Annotated in this window: 18 protein-coding genes; 4 read left to right on the forward strand and 14 right to left on the reverse strand. The window is 43.3% G+C overall.

Annotated features, from left to right (window positions below; genetic code table 11):
- Positions 1-157 precede the first annotated feature (157 nt).
- The 4 genes from CW749_RS18950 to potA all read right to left on the reverse strand — a co-directional run bounded on the left by CW749_RS18950 (position 158) and on the right by potA (position 4,034).
- Positions 158-1,192, reverse strand: coding sequence for an extracellular solute-binding protein (locus tag CW749_RS18950; RefSeq protein WP_101113837.1), 1,035 nt, complete (start codon positions 1,190-1,192; stop codon positions 158-160).
- A gap of 91 nt (positions 1,193-1,283) precedes the next feature.
- Positions 1,284-2,054: a spermidine/putrescine ABC transporter permease PotC gene (potC, locus tag CW749_RS18955; protein WP_101113838.1), complete on the reverse strand. Its 771-nt coding sequence runs from the start codon at positions 2,052-2,054 to the stop codon at positions 1,284-1,286.
- A complete protein-coding gene (gene potB, locus CW749_RS18960) occupies positions 2,054-2,947 on the reverse strand; it encodes a spermidine/putrescine ABC transporter permease PotB (RefSeq protein ID WP_101113839.1) in 894 nt (297 codons plus the stop codon). Before potB ends, potC begins: the two co-directional genes overlap by 1 nt.
- Positions 2,931-4,034: a spermidine/putrescine ABC transporter ATP-binding protein PotA gene (gene potA, locus CW749_RS18965; protein ID WP_180958447.1), complete on the reverse strand. Its 1,104-nt coding sequence runs from the start codon at positions 4,032-4,034 to the stop codon at positions 2,931-2,933. The genes potB and potA overlap by 17 nt, the downstream gene beginning before the upstream one ends.
- Before the next feature lie 786 nt (positions 4,035-4,820).
- On the opposite strand from potA, the gene CW749_RS18970 reads away from it, so the two are divergent.
- The 3 genes from CW749_RS18970 to CW749_RS18980 are packed head-to-tail and all read left to right on the forward strand — an operon-like array spanning position 4,821 to position 7,082.
- The gene (locus CW749_RS18970) at positions 4,821-5,624 is read left to right on the forward strand and encodes a hypothetical protein (protein WP_101113841.1); all 804 of its coding nucleotides are present in this window, start codon (positions 4,821-4,823) and stop codon (positions 5,622-5,624) included.
- On the forward strand, positions 5,617-6,432 hold the full coding sequence (locus CW749_RS18975; RefSeq protein ID WP_101113842.1) for a glucosaminidase domain-containing protein: 816 nt from the start codon (positions 5,617-5,619) through the stop codon (positions 6,430-6,432). The genes CW749_RS18970 and CW749_RS18975 overlap by 8 nt, the downstream gene beginning before the upstream one ends.
- The gene (locus tag CW749_RS18980) at positions 6,432-7,082 is read left to right on the forward strand and encodes a DUF2987 domain-containing protein (protein ID WP_101113843.1); all 651 of its coding nucleotides are present in this window, start codon (positions 6,432-6,434) and stop codon (positions 7,080-7,082) included. Before CW749_RS18975 ends, CW749_RS18980 begins: the two co-directional genes overlap by 1 nt.
- A 27-nt stretch (positions 7,083-7,109) precedes the next feature.
- Here the strand turns inward: CW749_RS18980 and CW749_RS18985 are convergent, their stop codons facing one another.
- On the reverse strand, positions 7,110-8,018 hold the full coding sequence (locus CW749_RS18985; protein ID WP_201797019.1) for a helix-turn-helix domain-containing protein: 909 nt from the start codon (positions 8,016-8,018) through the stop codon (positions 7,110-7,112).
- Positions 8,019-8,209: 191 nt separating this feature from the next.
- Between CW749_RS18985 and CW749_RS18990 the strand changes: the two genes are divergently transcribed.
- Positions 8,210-9,571 (forward strand): alpha-glucosidase/alpha-galactosidase, encoded by a 1,362-nt coding sequence (locus CW749_RS18990; RefSeq protein WP_101113844.1) that lies wholly within the window; start codon positions 8,210-8,212, stop codon positions 9,569-9,571.
- Between the two features lie 48 nt (positions 9,572-9,619).
- Here CW749_RS18990 and ttcA read toward each other — a convergent pair whose 3' ends face one another.
- The 9 genes from ttcA to CW749_RS19035 all read right to left on the reverse strand — a co-directional run bounded on the left by ttcA (position 9,620) and on the right by CW749_RS19035 (position 17,641).
- Positions 9,620-10,549: a tRNA 2-thiocytidine(32) synthetase TtcA gene (gene ttcA / locus CW749_RS18995; protein WP_101113845.1), complete on the reverse strand. Its 930-nt coding sequence runs from the start codon at positions 10,547-10,549 to the stop codon at positions 9,620-9,622.
- 207 nt (positions 10,550-10,756) lie between these two features.
- Positions 10,757-11,698 (reverse strand): universal stress protein UspE, encoded by a 942-nt coding sequence (uspE, locus tag CW749_RS19000; RefSeq protein WP_101113846.1) that lies wholly within the window; start codon positions 11,696-11,698, stop codon positions 10,757-10,759.
- Between the two features lie 156 nt (positions 11,699-11,854).
- Positions 11,855-12,601, reverse strand: coding sequence for an FNR family transcription factor (locus CW749_RS19005; RefSeq protein WP_101113907.1), 747 nt, complete (start codon positions 12,599-12,601; stop codon positions 11,855-11,857).
- Between the two features lie 99 nt (positions 12,602-12,700).
- Positions 12,701-13,369 carry a sulfite exporter TauE/SafE family protein gene (locus CW749_RS19010; RefSeq protein WP_101113847.1) on the reverse strand — a complete coding sequence of 223 codons (669 nt, stop codon included), beginning with the start codon at positions 13,367-13,369 and terminating at the stop codon, positions 12,701-12,703.
- A gap of 7 nt (positions 13,370-13,376) precedes the next feature.
- The gene (ccoS, locus tag CW749_RS19015) at positions 13,377-13,565 is read right to left on the reverse strand and encodes a cbb3-type cytochrome oxidase assembly protein CcoS (RefSeq protein WP_101113848.1); all 189 of its coding nucleotides are present in this window, start codon (positions 13,563-13,565) and stop codon (positions 13,377-13,379) included.
- Entirely contained in the window at positions 13,558-15,930 is a 2,373-nt protein-coding gene (locus tag CW749_RS19020; RefSeq protein ID WP_101113849.1) for a heavy metal translocating P-type ATPase, read from the reverse strand. Before CW749_RS19020 ends, ccoS begins: the two co-directional genes overlap by 8 nt.
- A 4-nt stretch (positions 15,931-15,934) precedes the next feature.
- Positions 15,935-16,414: a FixH family protein gene (locus CW749_RS19025; RefSeq protein ID WP_101113850.1), complete on the reverse strand. Its 480-nt coding sequence runs from the start codon at positions 16,412-16,414 to the stop codon at positions 15,935-15,937.
- 79 nt (positions 16,415-16,493) lie between these two features.
- Positions 16,494-17,468, reverse strand: coding sequence for a cytochrome-c oxidase, cbb3-type subunit III (gene ccoP, locus CW749_RS19030; RefSeq protein WP_101113851.1), 975 nt, complete (start codon positions 17,466-17,468; stop codon positions 16,494-16,496).
- A complete protein-coding gene (locus CW749_RS19035) occupies positions 17,468-17,641 on the reverse strand; it encodes a cbb3-type cytochrome oxidase subunit 3 (protein WP_101113852.1) in 174 nt (57 codons plus the stop codon). The genes ccoP and CW749_RS19035 overlap by 1 nt, the downstream gene beginning before the upstream one ends.
- Between the last annotated feature and the right edge of the window lie 7 nt (positions 17,642-17,648).

Here is a 17,648-nt window from a genome sequence, read left to right on the forward strand (position 1 = left end):
TTTTCCCTTTATCTGTTAGTGGGAGAGATTATTTCCAGCTCAACTTATTTGATCTGGATCTCACTCTCAGAGTTAAGTGGCAGAATTGTACTCCAGTTTTTAACGAATGAAAAAGGGCAATCGAAATTGCCCTTACAAATCATGTTTAAACGATATTTTATTGACCAGCTTTCAGCTTCATAAAGTACTCTTCATACTTCACTGTCTTGTCGCCAACCGCTGCCTGCCATTCCACTCGGTCTAAATCTTCTTGAGACGGAAAGAGTGGTGAGACATCTTTAAACTTCTCGTTGGATTCCTTTACTGCCGTTAAGTAACCCGCGTTCTTTGAAATTTGCTCTGCGATTTCAGGGCGAAGTAGAAAATCGATCATCTTATGCGCAGCATCGACATTCGTTGCCCCTGAAGAGATTGCAAAGTTATCCACCCAGCCAATACCGCCTTCTTTTGGGAACACCAATTCCAACGGCAAACCTTCTGCTTGTGCAGCGGCAGCTGAACCATTCCAGAGCATACCAACACCCACTTCACCAGAAAGGTAAGGCGCGGCTGGGTTATCTGAGTTAAACACCAGCACATTTGGCATCAGTTTTTGCAGCTCTGCATACGCTTCATCGATCTGCTTTTCATCGGTGGTATTACCTGAATAGCCGAGCTTACGAAGCGCGATATGGAACACTTCTCGGGTGTCATCCATCAGCATCAGTTGACCTTCCAAATCGGAATTCCATAGATCGCCCCAGCTATTAAACTGGCTTACATCATACATGTCCGTATTCACCGCTAAACCCGTAATCGCAACAACATGAGGAATAGAGTATTCGTTGTTTGGATCGTAGGGCTTGTTTAGATAATTGGCATCAAGCTTGGTGAAATTAGAAAGCTTCGACTTATCGATTTTTTGCAACATACCTTCGTCTCGCATCTTAGAAACGAAGTAGGTTGAAGGTACGACCAAATCATAACCTTTATTGTGTGTTTTCAGCTTGGCATACAAGGTTTCGTTTGACTCATACGTTGAGTAAATCACCTTGATACCCGTTTCATCGGTAAACTGCTTTAAGAGGTCGCTAGAGATGTACGGCCCCCAGTTCATGAATACCAATTCATCATTTTCGTTCGCTTGTACTGACTGAGTCAGTAAGGAAAGCGCACATGCACTACCAGCTAAAAAAGTAGCCCATTTTTTCATTAACGTTAGCTCCAAACTAATCGAGATAAGAAAACAGCGCAGTCCTATACTGCGCTGTCGAATAAATACAAACTGGTGTTATCACACTAATTTACTTTACTTTTTCTCTTGCTAGCAATTGTGAAATCACAACCAATACAAGAGATACCACCAACATCACAGTTGCCAATGCATTCACTTCTGGCGAAATGCCGACTTTCACCATTGAGTAAATCTTCAATGGCAGGATTTCATAAGTCGGTCCAGTAACGAATGAGCTGATGATGACGTCATCCAATGACAGGGTAAAACTGAGCAGCCAACCCGCTGCAACTGCTGGTTTGGCTAGGGGTAATATTATCTGCTTCAATATAACCCATTCACTTGCTCCCAAATCTTTTGCGGCTTCCAACATTTTCACATCGAATCCATTGAGACGTGAATACACTGTCACCACCACAAATGGTAAACAGAAGGTAATATGAGCAAAGAAAAGGGTAAAGAAGCCCAATTGCACACCCAAAACCAAAAACAGTGCTAGTAAAGAAATTGCCATCACAATATCTGGCGACATCATTACGATGAACAACAAGCCATTCACCATGCCTTTCCCTTTAAAGCGATAACGGAAAAGGGCAACAGCCGTCAGGCTACCAATGATGGTGGCTGCGGTTGCTGAAAATACGGCAACGTTCAATGAGTGCCACGCTGCTTGCATTAAGCTGTCGTTGTTAACAAGCGCCTCGTACCATTTGGTTGTGAATCCACCCCATTTCATGCCAAATTTGCTGGCATTGAAGGAGTTGACGATCAACACAATGATTGGCAAATACAAAAACGCGTACACTAATGCCATAAAGCTAAACTTAATTGACTTGCCCATCAGTTTAGCTCCACTTTTTTGTTCAACAATTTCCCAGCCCTATAGTAGGCGTATAACATGATCGCCATAGCGACAGTGAGCGCGATGCTGGTTGCTGCGCCAAATGGCCAATCACGAGCATTCAGTACCTGGCTCTTAATGACATTACCGATCAGCAAGTTTTTTGCGCCTCCCAGTAAGTCTGAAATGTAGAACATGCCAAGCGCTGGTAATAACACCAACAAACAACCGCCAATGATGCCCGGCATCGTGAGCGGCAATACCACTTTGAGCAAAGTTTGTAGTTTGTTTGCGCCAAGATCTTTTGCCGCTTCCAAGTAGGTGTCGTCCAATTTTTCAATGGCCGAGTACAAGGGCAAAATCATAAATGGAAGCAAGATGTACACTAATCCAATCATGACAGCCGACTCGCTGTACATTATCCGAATGGGTTTATCGATAATATCCAACGCCAACAAGCTCTTATTTAAGATGCCTTGCGTACCCAACACAATTTTCAATCCGTAAGTGCGAATCAGTGAGTTTGTCCAGAATGGTACAATCACCAAAAACAGCATAAACGGACGCCATTTCTCGGGCATTTTTGCCACGATGTAAGCAAACGGGTATCCAATCACCAAACACAGCAGTGTGGCGACAATCGCCATATAGAAGGAATGCCACAATACTTTGAAGTAGAGTGGGTCCGCTAAACGGGCATAGTTATCAAGCGTGAACGTCATCTCAATAAGGTTTGCTTCGTCACGCGTTAAAAAGCTGGTTCCGATGATCATGACATTTGGAATCAGCACAAAAATGACCAACCAACCGACAATCAGACCGATGATCATTTTTTGTAGATTAAAAGCGCTATGCCATTTCAGTGAGTTTTGAAAATTAAACGTCTTGTTCATCTGCCAGTACCACTTCCCAGCTTTCAACCCAAGTTACGGCGACTTTTTGACCCAATGAATGATCAACATCTGGATCATCTTCATTGAAGAATTCGCTTACCATCACACGCATGCCCGATTCCAGCTCAACAACCGAATCCAATGTCATACCTTTATAGGTACGGTCGGTCACATGGCCAACAATGCCCTTGGTTTCACTTTCTTTAATCTCTTCCAGTCTTAAGTCTTCAGGACGAAGCAGTACTTGAAGCTTATCGCCTGTTGCTACTGCCTCATCGTAGTAAACAATGGACTCAACACCTTCTATTGTCGCTTTAATGCGTTTGCTATCGATACGCTCGATTACTTCTGCATCAAACACATTGATCTCGCCAATAAACTTTGCCACGAACAGGTTTTTGGGCTCTTCGTATATTTCACGCGGAGAGCCATCTTGTTCAATCTTTCCGTCTTTCATCACGATGATTCGGTCAGACATAGACAGCGCTTCTTCTTGGTCGTGAGTAACAAAGACAAATGTAATGCCCAATTGACGCTGAAGCTGCTTTAACTCAACCTGCATTTGCTTACGCAGTTTGTAATCCAACGCAGACAAAGACTCGTCCAGTAGCAGCACTTTCGGCTTGTTTACGACTGCACGTGCAATCGCGATACGTTGCTGCTGTCCGCCAGAAAGCTGGTGAGGTTTGCGTGCAGCCATATGATCCAATCGAACCATTTTTAATGCTTCGAAAACTCTTGGTTCAATATCCGAAGCCGGCACTTTCTGCATACGCAACCCAAAGGCAACGTTGTCGAATACCGTCATGTGAGGAAACAGGGCATAACTTTGAAAAACCGTATTTACGTGCCGCTGCTCGGCAGGTACTGCCGTGACGTCCACATCATCAATTTGGATGCTTCCTTGGTCACAGGTTTCAAAACCTGCAATCATCCTCAGAACCGTTGTTTTACCACAGCCAGAGGGACCTAAAATGGTCAGGAATTCACCGTGATTCACGTTTAAGTTGAATTCATCAATGATTTTTTTACCATCGAAGCTTTTTCCAATGGACGCTAGCTGAACAACATGATTTGGCTTTTTCAATGTCTGTATTTCTCCTATTAAAAGCCAGTACTGGCACGACCAGAACGTTGGTAGAGTAGGGAGCGCATAATATGCCTCTATGTGAGGTTCTCAAAGCATTTTCTTACAAAAAACTAAAATTTTTTTGGCATTAAAATTAGCCATTTCTCACACAACGATTTGTACGCTTTTCACACAGATTTCCGAGTGCATAAAAACTGGAGTTTCATATCAAAAATCTGCGCTTTACCTAAAACGTGAACACTGTTCGTTCGACTAGCTAATTGCTTACCGCCGCACATAGATTCACAGAGGTTATACTCAAGCTATCTCAAGATGCTAGGTTCAGCGAGAATTGCTTGGTTTTCAGGCAAGGCACCGATTTGAAGATCTAGTGGTTCTAAATCAAAAATCGGTAACGCAGCATGAAATCCAAGCAATCTCGCCCTTGGGAGATAATCTTCTGCTCCATTTCATCGTCAAAGAACTTGGAAAGGACTCTTCATCCTGATTTTGAAGTAGAGAGGCTTGAATTGAAACAGAAGATAGAGCTCTGAATCCTGCACCTTGAGGTAGCTTGAGTATATAGCTGGAATTTTCATGATTTGATGGAATCTGAATAAAAGAATGAATAAGAAAGTGCAATTATTAGGCAATTGATTCTAAAATTAAACAGATGTTGCAATCTTGCTTTTAAGACGGAGCAACTCCCACGTATAATCGCCGTATTTTTCAACGCTCACCATAGAGTGGGCGATATGAATACTGAGAACGTTATTTGGTCACACTTTTGACCCGGAAGTACATATGAATAATGAAATAGTAAAAGATTTCAACTTAGGAGGGAGCATAGAACAAGCTCTTTCCGGACAATACGAACTGAAACCAGGCGAAGTGATTCAAGAAGCTTGGAAGTATACGATGAAAAACTTCTTTTCATTTTCCCCCGCGATCGTGGCTTTGATTGCGATACAAGCCGTAATCTTCTTTGTTGCTTTAAAAATGCAACTTGGCGATCCAACTGTGTTACTCACTTTAGTGCAAAACCCGCAAGAGGCTGACCCACAAATATTTCAGTCAATCTTTTATGCCAATTTCAGCTACGAGTTAATCAGCGCACCGCTATATGCTGGCATCAGTCTGATGGCCATGAGCCACTCGGCCGGTTTACGTACTAAGTCTCGTCATATGGCGAAAGGGCTTCAGTACACAATCCCTGTCATTCTCGCAACGGCGTTCAGTATTCTGTTGCAAGGAATTGCGGGGCAGCTTCTCCCATTTCTATCACTCTATCTCACCATAGCATTTAGCCATTCTATTTTGCTTATCTGTGAGAAGCGTATTCCTCCAATGCAATCTTTGCTGTTGTCTTTTAGAGCAGTAAATAAAAAAATATTCCCAATCTTTGGTATCTACCTAGTGGTTGGCTTGATGTTCTTTATCGCAACCATGCTTTACGGAATCGGATTGATTTTTGTCGTACCTTTCTTCTTCCATGTGAAAGGCATTCTGTATCGCAACATGTTCGGTATCCAACTTAAAATTGTTGCTTCAGACATTCCATCTAAACCTCAACAAGGTTCGAATAACTCCGGTACATTTGATGCTTAAAACCCTTTTAAAAATTGGCGCTGCTGCGTTTTTCGCCGCAGCGTTTTTGTTTCCATTTTTGGAAAAAGAACCCCAAACCAAGCCTACCGAAAAGGCGGTTTCTAAACCTTTGCCAAGCGTGGGTAAGAAACCGGATTTCGCCGCGATAACAAACGTGAATGAAAAGAAATCCTCATTCTTTGGTTTTCTAAACCCTGCGATTGCAATAGAAAACCACCGCGTATTACAAGAACGCCAGTTTTTGCTTTCGATGAAATCCAAAGGCAGTGATACTCGCAATACAGAAAAACATCTGCAAAGCGCGGAGAAATTAGCGAAGGCCTATCAGTACGCTGTGCCTTCAGAAGGCATTACCGAAGATTGGCTCAACACAATGTTGTTGCGGGTAAACGTTCTACCTCCTAGCCTAGTGTTGACACAAGCAGCGAACGAATCCGCTTGGGGAACGTCTCGCTTCGCAACCAAAGCGAACAACTTTTTTGGTCAATGGTGCTACAGAAAGGGCTGTGGTCTTGTGCCACTAAGAAGAAATGAAGGAGCAACCCATGAAGTCGCAAAATTTGGTTCAGCACAAGATTCAGTTTCTGCATACTTTATGAATGTAAATCGCAACCGAGCATATGCAGAACTTCGCACCATTCGTTCACAACTTGAACAATCTGGACAAGACCTACAAAGTGAGAAGACAGCACTCGCATTGACACAAGGATTAAGTCACTATTCTGAGCGTGGTCAAGCGTATGTTGATGAATTACAAGCTATGATCCGCCACAACAATAAATATTGGACTGAGTTCGGAATTCAATAATGAAAATTACCCCTCTAATCGCTTTTTCTGTTTCGCTAGGCTTGGCACTGCCACTTCAAGCTCAAGAATACATGTTCACTTATTCAAAGTTGTACTCTCAAATGAAGAGCAACGCGAGTGAAGGGCACGACGATGTAAAAGTCGGTCTGTTCTTTGTGGACGCAGATTCTAAAAAGCTTTGCCTACTCGAAAAAGCATGGATGGAAAAAGAAGAACATTACGAAGAATTTGATACCTCAGGCTACGAACTAAAAGTGCCCATTGATCAGAATTTGAAATCGGCAAACCCTTTGGTTTTTGTGCGCACTGAAAAAGACAAAAGATGTGATTTCTCGTTAGTTGTAATGGCAAAAGAGCAGCTAAGTGGATCAGTAAAATACGAAGATATTGAAAAGCTACTGCCCCAAATGCAGGTGATGCTAGAAGACTTGGGCGGCATGTTTGCGAGTTGGTTCACTCCAGATGTAGAAGGAGTTACGTTGGAATTTGCCGATAGCCTGAATAGTGAAATTACGCTTCCAAATGGAAAGTCGGTCGAGATCGTTAATGGCAGAGCATACTTTGCGCTCAACAACCTCAAGAAAGGCGAGAGCTTTACTTTGCCAGCGCAAACCACGAGAGTCCTACCTTATCTTCCTAAAGCAGACTAGATTCAATACCAAGTGATTCACTCCAGCTTACGAGTTGGAGTGGAATCTCTGTCCTACAAGGCTTTGCTTCCTAAATGCTGCCGGCGAGATTCCCTCCTGTTTTTGAAAGGCATCATAAAACGCAGAAAGAGACCCAAACCCGCTGTCTAATGCGATTGCTACAATTTTTGTATCTGATTCCGCTAACAACATTTTCGCGTGATACATTCTGAGATCGGTAAGGTGTTCTTTAATGGTTTTCCCCAATAGTTTGCGAAACAAAGCCATTGCGTACCCCTTAGACACCCCAATATCTTGTGCGACGTCTTGCAAGCCTATGGGGGATGAAAAATGCTCACTGATAAAGCGCAACATTGATTCGAAATGAAGAATAGCTTTGCCGCCAACAATGGTTTCACTATCGACTTTGTTACGACGTAACATCGTATTCCAACCTTCATTAGCAAGTCGCAGTAAGCGAGACTCGACTTCCAGCGCGTGTAGCCTACGCCAATTTGCATTTCGATTTTGTTCCTCTGCCCAGCGCTCAACTATCTGATGGTCGAGCGGGTTGGATTCTTGTGTACACACCACAGCACCGCTTAACACTGCGTCTATAAACTCCGGAGGCAATGACCATTGCAATAATTGCGACAGTGATATGTACACGTTTGTTATTCGAGTTGCGCCATCAACGGATACAACTCGATGGGGATTAGCTCCCCAAAACAGAGTAAAACACCCACTTTTTAATTTGACCTCTTTTCCTGAAAAGGAATATGTCATCGCCCCATCATGTAGATAGTTCATTTCAATAGAGGCATGGTGATGGTAATAAGACGCTTCAAAGGCTCTGGGTTTTATATCTTCCACCACAATCCCGCAATCTTTCGGGTAATCAGGATCTTCCACCCGATAGGTACTGGAATACTCATGAGAGGGTATCGACTGCTTCATTGCATAAAACCTATTAAGTTGGGAGTTATTAATCACGTTTTAAAACTTGGGCACTCATTCACTTTGTCAGTAAGAGTAGGTGTCAGCAAGAAAAAATTTACTTTCCGGAAGTTTTGTTTGTAATTTAGGAGGTATCTGTAAGTTTGTTAACCAATAATCAACGTATACCAGCATGAACAGGGATGACATAAGTGAAAGAATACCCAAAAATCGCCTTTATTGGTGCCGGATCTACGGTGTTTATGAAAAACATTGTCGGTGATATTTTACAACGTGAACGCTTGCAAGGCGCTCATGTTGCATTAATGGATATCGATCAGGACCGTCTAGATGAATCAAAAGCGGTCGCCGAGAAAATGATTTCTACACTGAAGTGTGATGCGACTCTCTCTACTCATTTAGGTCAGAAAGACGCGTTAAAAGACGCTGATTTTGTGATTGTCGCTTTTCAAATCGGTGGTTATGAACCCTGCACAGTGACCGACTTTGAGATACCAAAAAAGTTTGGTTTAGAGCAAACAATAGCAGATACACTTGGCGTTGGTGGCATCATGCGTGGGTTGCGCACCGTACCTCACTTATGGTCGGTATGCGAAGATATGCTTGAAGTGTGCCCTGAAGCGATACTTCTTCAATATGTAAACCCAATGGCAATCAATACTTGGGCAATTGCGGAAAAATTTCCCCAAATCAAACAAGTAGGGCTTTGTCATTCAGTTCAGCATACCTCTGAGAGTTTAGCTTCTGACCTGCAAATACCCATTGATAAAATTCGATTCCGTTGCGCGGGTATTAATCACATCGCATTTTTTCTGAATTTTGAAGAACGTTTAGAGAATGGTGAATACGCTGACTTATATCCGAAACTTCTTGAAGGCTATGAGTCTGGTGTTTACCCAAGACCCGAAAGCCAAGAAATGCCTCGCTGCAAAAATCTGGTTCGATATGAGATGCTTAAGCGTACTGGGTATTATGTAACCGAAAGTTCTGAGCATTTTGCAGAGTACACACCTTGGTTTATTAAATCGGGTAGGGATGATCTTATTCATAAATTTCAAATCCCACTGGATGAATACCCGAAGCGATGTGTCGAACAAATAGAGCAATGGCAGGAGCAATCCAAAAAGCTGTTATCGGAAGAAACCATCGATCTAGATAAAAGTAACGAGTATGCTTCTGCAATCATCAACGCAGTATGGACAAACGTTCCTGAAGTCATCTATGGGAATGTGCCCAACAAAGGTCTCATTGATTCACTGCCTCAAGGTTGTGCTGTGGAAGTCCCTTGCTTGGTCGATGCCATGGGAATTCAGCCAACAAAAATAGGTAATTTGCCCCCTCAGCTAAACGCAATAATTCAAAGTAGTGTGAACGTTCAGGCGCTTGTTGTTGAAGCGTTGATGACGGAAAACCCTGAGCACATATACCATGCAGCTATGATGGATCCGCACACGGCAGCAGAATTGGATCTAGACCAGATATGGCAATTAGTACACGAACTTAGAATCGCCCATGGCGATTGGCTGCCTGAATGGGCAAGGAAAGAAGAGTAAGCACAAAAAAAGGGGCTCTATACGAGCCCCTTTTATGTGTTCTTCAAATTATATATTTGTCACGTCTAGCTGTAATTTAGGGTCAAACTCTACCGCATCTTCATCTGAGTTTTGAACCGCAGGCATGTCTTCTTTATCAAAGCCAATATCACCTCCGTTGATCACACCTGAGTCGCGATTGATTGTTTTAAAATCAAAGAGTTCGAAATCAGCGAGATGGCTAGGGACAACATTCTGCATTGCAGTAAACATGGTTTCAATACGACCAGGGAATTGCTTATCCCACGTATTCAGCATGTGTTTAACGTTTTGACGTTGAAGGTTTGGCTGAGAACCACATAAGTTACATGGAATAATTGGGTATTCACGCATCTCAGAGTACTTGATGATGTCTTTCTCGCGGCAGTACGCCAGAGGACGAATTACGACGTGTTCGCCATTGTCAGACACCAGTTTAGGTGGCATACCTTTTATCTTCCCACCGTAGAACATGTTTAAGAACATGGTTTCAAGAATGTCGTCTCTATGGTGACCTAAAGCTATCTTTGTCGCTCCAAGCTCCTTAGCTGTGCGATACAAAATACCACGACGAAGGCGAGAACAAAGTGAGCAAGTAGTTTTTCCCTCAGGTACTTTGTCTTTAACGATTGAGTAAGTGTCTTCTTCAACAATCTTGTACTCAACACCTAAACCTTCCAAGTAGTCAGGTAAAATGTGATCGGGAAAACCTGGTTGCTTCTGATCGAGGTTAACTGCCACCAGTTCAAAGTTAACTGGTGCGCTTTTTTGCAAACTCATTAAAATGTCGAGCATCGTAAAACTGTCTTTACCACCTGACAAGCACACCATAATGCGGTCGCCTTCTTCAATCATATTGAAGTCTCTAATGGCATTTCCGGTGTTGCGACGAATGCGTTTTTGCAACTTATTGAAGTTGTATTGTTGAGCTTTTGTGCGCTCGTTACTTTGCTCAGTCATATCCAGTTTTTCTGTTGTTATTTCGACAATAATTTGAAGTGCGTATAATACGGATATCCAAGATAGATACCAGTGTTTTAAGTGCTATTCACAGTAGCCACTAAGAGTTCATCTTCCTACAAACAAAACAGGCAAGCCAACGCTTGCCTATTTACATGTCCAAACTACCTTGAAGCTTCTGTGAAAATTAAGGTTTCTGGGTGAAACTCATTGATTTGGATCAAGTGGACTTATATAGCCATTAGGCTTTAAAGCCAGAACATCGCAGTTAATTTTATCGATGACGTGTTCAGCAGTATTACCAATAAATACGGCAGATAAACCTGTTCTGCCCGTCGTTCCTAAGATCACAAGACCTGCATCAAGCTCGTCCACTATTTTAGGAATGACTTCTTCAGGCAAACCTTGCTCAACTCGAGTATCACTTTCATCAATACCATGCTTTTGACGTAACGCTTTCATTGCCGTCAAATGATGCCCACGCACTGCGTCGCTATAAGTTGTGGGATCAAATTCTGGTAACTCTATGGTGATATTTGCAGGCGTAACAGGGTAGGCATTGACCAATGCAAATTTGGCGTTTAAACGGCTACTAATGTCTTGCAGTTGCTCTACCATCGTATCGTTTAAATCTTGGTGGGTAGGGTTTTCTGAAGCAACATGTATCGAAGCCATCACGTTACCATTCACTGGCCAGTCGTGATTTTTCACAAGAAGGACAGGGCAAGGGCACTTACGCAGAATGTGCCAATCTGTCGGTGTGAATATGACAGATTCAAGCACGTCATGCTTACGTGTCGCTTTCACTACTATTTCATGCGCTCCAGCAAACACTTCACCTATGATGGCTTCATATGGGCGATTGTGCCAAACCACTTTAATATCAAATTTCACTGAATCATTAAGATAGGGTTGGGCAACTTCTTCCATCCATGCTTCTCGCTGCTGAATAACGCCGCGTCTCATTGCATCTCTCTCGTCCATCGAAAGCATTGATGTCATTTCATAAGAGAAATCATAAATAGAAAGAAAAAACGTAATATGGCTTTCTGAACGACTGCTTTCGCTCAGCTGAATTGCTCTGGCTAGCGCTGGCTGCTGGTCATTATTGACATCTGCAACAACGAGAATCTTATTGTAAATACTCATAACAGCTCCTTAGAAACCAAAAGGTTAGAGGCTAATCTTAAGATAACTGTAGCTTAAATGAGTAAAAATATTTAGGGAAACTGGAAAATATACGAGAGAAATATGAAGTGGCTCAGAACTGAGCCACTTAGATGAAACTATGATCCAACTATAGGATTAATCGCTTGATACGCCGGCAAGTTCTTGCATCGCATCATGATCTAAAATCGTAATATACTTGCCTTTTACGCTAAGCATATCGGCTTTTTGGAAGCGACCTAACAAACGGCTGATGGTTTCAACTGTTAAGCCCAAGTAGTTACCGATATCACCACGTGTCATGGTTAAGCGAAACTCTCTAGGGCTGAATCCACGCTGAGAAAAGCGAGTAGAGAGGTTGTATAAAAATGCAGCAAGCCTTTCTTCAGCATTCTTCTTAGAAAGAAGTAGGATCATCTCCTGGTCGCCTTTGATTTCATTACTCATCAAACGCATAATTTGCTGGCGAAGCTTTGGCATTTTGCCAGATAAATCGTCTAAAATTTCGTATGGAATTTCACACACCATCGATGTTTCAAGTGCTTGAGCAAAGCTGGGGTGAGAATTATCGTTAATGGCATCGAAGCCAACTAAATCACCGGCAAGGTGGAATGCAGTAATCTGCTCATCGCCTTGTTCAGTAATGGTGTAACTTTTGATGGTTCCAGAGCGTATTGCATACAGTGATTTTAGTTCATCACCTGCTTTGAATATCTCCTGACCTTTCTGGATAGGCTTCTTTCTTTCAATGATTTCATCTAGTTGATCGAGCTCAGATTCATTGAGAGTGAAAGGAATACAGAGTTGGCTAATACTACAATCTTGACAGTGAATGGCACATCCACCGGACTGAACTCTATTTGTTGCTGGCTTATTTGAAATCATAACACCCAAACGCTATTTTGATATACATCAATATTTTACCACTTCCTAATACTAAAGGGTAGTGAAAAAAAAGGCATAGAAACATAGAGATGTGACAAATTATGAAAGTAATGAGATTGCATCATAGGCGGTGTAGCTCCCATACACTAATAAGAGAAGAGCCCCGCACTGGCGAAAAATTTCGTTTCTTTGCCACTTTTGAAACTTAACGGCACTTAAACCAACCAATAACATGGCAGGTAGGGTACCTAAGCCAAATGCAAACATAATAAGAGCACCATCTAAAGCACTACCGGAAACCGCCGCCCACGTTAAGGTTGAGTAAACCAATCCACAAGGCAACCATCCCCATACAAAACCAAATGGAAATGCGTGAAGTGGCGAGCGTAGCGGAAGAAGCTTTTTCCCCACAGGTGAAACAAATTTCCATACACCTTGGCCCAGCTTCTCTATTACCAATAAGCCTTGCCACCACTTTGCGATATACAGGGCGAGTAAAATCATGAACGCGGCGGAAACTAAACGTAGATAGGTCAGTGCTAGATTGAAGTCAGAAAACTGAGCGATAGATGAGATGGCACCACCAATTAGTGCTCCGGTAAAGGCATAAGATGATAGACGACCTAAGTTATAAAACAGCGTGATGAGCAGTATTCGAGAGGCGTTGGAGCTTCCTACAGCAACGGCAGAAGCAATGCCCCCACACATTCCCATGCAGTGCCCCGCACCAAGAACTCCAATCAACAATGCCCCTAACCAATCAGCCATTTAAGAATTACTCTGGATCATTATTGTGTGGCTTCGGCTTGGCTTTTTCATGCGTTTCATCTTCATCGAACAAAATGTTGTGCCCTTGACGTTCCAAATCTTCAAACTGTTCGCTTTTTACTGCCCATAAGAAAACCGCAACAGCTAGGCATACAAGCAGTATTGCGATGGGGATAAGAATATAAAGACTAGCCATTTTCTTTAAGCAACCTGAGTGAGTTGGTAACAACGATGATTGAACTGGCAGACATTCCAACAACGGCGATATAAGGTGCCACGAGTCCAGCTACCGCTAAAGGCAATATCAATAAGTTATATCCTAGCGACCACGCAAGGTTTTCCCTAATAATTTTGCGTGTTTTGAGGGCAAGTAAACGTGCTTCAATCAATTTATCAAGTTTATCCCCTAACAACACCATATCAGCTGAAGACTTAGCGACATCAGCACCGCCTCCCATTGCTACTGAAAGGTGAGCACCTGCAAGGGTAGGTGCGTCGTTAATACCATCACCTATCATCAGAGAAACCTCATGATCCTTGAGTGTTGACAAGAACTCCAGTTTCTCTTGTGGGCTGGCGCTGGCTACCACAGATTCAATCCCCATTGCGTTCGCAACAGGTTGTGCATTATTCAAAGAATCGCCTGTAAGGAGGGTCGTTTTGATTCCCGCCTCTGCTAGTTTAGAAATAAGTACTTGGCTTTGCTCACGGATAGGATCGTGATAGTAGAAAGTAGCCACGTGAGAATCATTGACGGATAGATACACACACGGTTGTTTCGACTCGGTTTCTTGTCCCAATACAAAATTCGCACTTCCGATTTTGCAAGGTTGCCCCTTGTATAGACCCACAATGCCGAAGCCAATTTTATTTTCGACTTGATCCACTTCGATTGTTGTATCTGCAAACGCTTTAAATGCCTTAGCAATAGGGTGGTTTGCATGATTCTCTAGTGAAGCCGCAACCGCTAGACATTCCTCTTCAGAGAAATGGTTACTAGTAACTTCGGTGCGATCTATCTGAATATTACCTTCTGTTAGGGTGCCTGTTTTATCAACAACCAAATGATTGACTTTACACAGAGTTTCAAACACATGCCCCTTACGAAGAAGAATCCCTAAATTTCCCATACGAGAGGTGGCACATGTGATCGCAGTAGGGGTGGCAAGTGAAAGCGCACAAGGGCAGGTTGCAACAAGTACAGCCAGCATGATCCAGAAAGCGTCCTCTGGTTGTGTTTGATGCCAATAGGCCCAAGTGCAAGCCGCTACAATCAGAATGACGGCAACAAAGTATCGAGCGACGACATCCGCAACTTGCGCAATCTTAGGCTTAGACATTTGAGCTTCATCTTGCAGCCTGACTATGTTGGAGATCATCGAATTTGCTTTACTGGTATTCACTTCCAATTCAAACGACTCTTCGCCGTTCAACGTACCTGCGAACACCGTGTCGCCTTGCTTCTTCACGACTGGAATGGATTCACCAGTTAACATAGATTCGTCAATATGTACGCGACCTTTTAAGATAATGCCATCCGCGGGAACGTGCTCTCCGGGTAACACTCTTACCTGATCGCCAATCGTTAACGTTTTAACTGGAACTTGGGTGCCATCCAACTTCGTTGCCATTGAGGGAATAAGTTTCAGTAAATTAGCACTGGCCGCGGCTGCTTTTCTTCTTGCTCGCATTTCCAAAAAACGCCCGAGCAGCAAGAAGAAGGTAAACATGGTGATTGATTCAAAAAAGACTTCACCTTGCTCTGTCACCGTCGCCACCAAACTTGCCACATAGGCAAAGATAAGGGCGATAGAGACTGGAACATCCATACCCAGCGTTCGCCCTTTTAAGCTACGCCACGCATTTAAGTAAAATGGAAGTGCAGAATAAAGCAGCACAGGGGTAGCAAAAATCAAGCTCACAACACGAAAGTACTGTTTGAATTCTGCATCTAAATCACCGAATACTTCCAAGTACAGCGCCACAGCCAGCATCATGACTTGCATGGTGGCTAAACCAGCAATGCCAAGCCGGTAAAGGTACTGTTTCATCGCACGGTGATAAGACGCTTCTTGTTGGTCCGCTTCAAATGGCGCTGCTTTGTACCCTAATTGGTGTACAGTCGCCAACAAATCACTGAGCTTAGCTTGAGTCTTATCCCACGCTAAAATGGCACGGTTCGTGGTGGTGTTCACTCGAATAGAGAGTACACCGGATTGATTAACTAGCTGTTTTTCAATGAGCCATGCACAAGCGGCGCAAGACACGCCATCAAGTGACAATGTCACCTCTGATTGATGTTCTGACTGGCGAACAAATTCAGATTGAACTTCTTCGTTGTCATAGTGGATGAGGTTTCTAAGCTGCTCTGGAACCAGATCGGCTTTTTCGGCTGGTGCCGTTCTATATTGGTAGTAAGAAACGAGCCCGCTTTCAACAATGGTTTGAGCAACAGATTCGCAACCTGGGCAGCACATTTCACGTTCTTGCCCTAAAATTTCGACTTTAAAATCAGTGTTGGCTGGTACATCTTCACCGCAGTGATAACACTCTTTTGTCATTAATTTAATTACCCAATTGCGTCGGTGATTGTGATGGGAAGGTCACTTTACCTTGAATTAGCCACTCTTTATTGTGTGGTTCTACTTCAACAAACCAAGGGCCTTCAATCTCGTTGTCTAAATTGATTGCATACTGGCCTAAGGCATTAGCCGATAATGTTTGAGAAAAGTCTCGGTCTGCGAGCGTTCGGTGCGAAAATGTCACCACCAAAGCAGGGAAGTGCTCAAGCTCGCCTTTATCAAAATCGATAACAATACGATTGGAACTGGTAGAGACATTAGCCGATAAGCTGAGATCCCGAGCAGCGTTCTGCTTTGAGATATCAATATTGATGCCTTTGCCTTTTTTATAGTAATCCTCGGCAACCAGCGAAACGGAGTTTTTTGAAAAAATACCAAGCGTGACGAAACTTGCCACAACGACGGTAGCTGGAAGCGCGATCAGAAACCACGGCCAAAATTGTTTATACCAAGGCTGTACCATAGAAAAGTTCTCAATAACGGAATTTAGAATTAACTTATAGAAAAGACAGCCCCTTGGGTAGGGGCTGTATAGAATTGTACTATTTGCCTGAGTTACTCAAGCTCCAAACGTAAGCGGAAACAAGTTGAACCTTATCTTCACCTAGAATGTCTTTCCATGCAGGCATCACACCTTGACGACCGTACATAACCGTCTCTGTGATGTCGGCACGCGTTTCACCAAACAGCCAAACTTGGTCTGTTAGGTCTGGCGCACCAAACGCAGGGTTTCCTTTACCGTCTGTACCATGGCAGGCAGCACATGCAGCAAAGCGAGCTTTACCTGCCGCCGCTTCACGTGCGTTAACTTTACGACCAGAAAGACTCAACGTATAAGTTACCACCTCACGTACGCCTTGCTCGCCAAAAGATTCGCCCCATGCAGGCATAGCACCAATACGACCATTCATAACCGTATTTACGATGGCAACAGGCTCACCGCCATATAACCAAGCGTTATCCGTAAGGTTAGGAAAGCCTTTTAGACCACGGGCATCAGAACCATGACATTGCGAACAGTTTTGTAAAAACAAACGCTGACCAACTTTAATCGCTTCTTCATTTTTAGCGATTTCAGTAATGTCGCTGAGTTCACCCGCTTCATTGTATGCAAGCTTACGGAATGCTTCGCCAAAATAAGCGTCTGCATCGTCCAGTTCTTTAGCATATTGATCCAAGCGCTTTTCTTCTTGCGCTTTAGCAATTCGCTCACGAGACTGCTGAACAGTGGTCACCGTTTGATCGGAGCTTTGCCACCCCAATAGTCCTTTGAAGCTACCCAAACCTGGAAACAACGCCAAGTAAATCGCAGCAAATACAAAGGTACTAATAAACAAATATGTCCACCACTTTGGAAGAGGGTTATTCAGTTCACGAATACCATCGTATTCGTGTCCCATGTCCACACCTTCTTCTACACCCATCTTATCTTTAACACACCAGTAAAGAAGGGCAGCACAGCCTAGCAACGTGCCTACGGTAATGATAATTACCCAGAGACTCCAAAAAGTACTCATTATTTGGTCACTCCTTCTTTCTCTTCAGAGGGCTCTTGCTCGTCAGCGAATACTAGATTAGCGGCCTCGTCGAAGCGTGCTTTACGGCTTTTCCCGTAAGCCCACCACACGACACCAAGAAAGCTAACGAACAACACTATGGTCCATATACTATGAATAGTACCGATATCCATATATCCC

It is taken from the genome of Vibrio sp. vnigr-6D03 (genome assembly GCF_002835515.1).
GTDB lineage: Bacteria > Pseudomonadota > Gammaproteobacteria > Enterobacterales > Vibrionaceae > Vibrio > Vibrio penaeicida.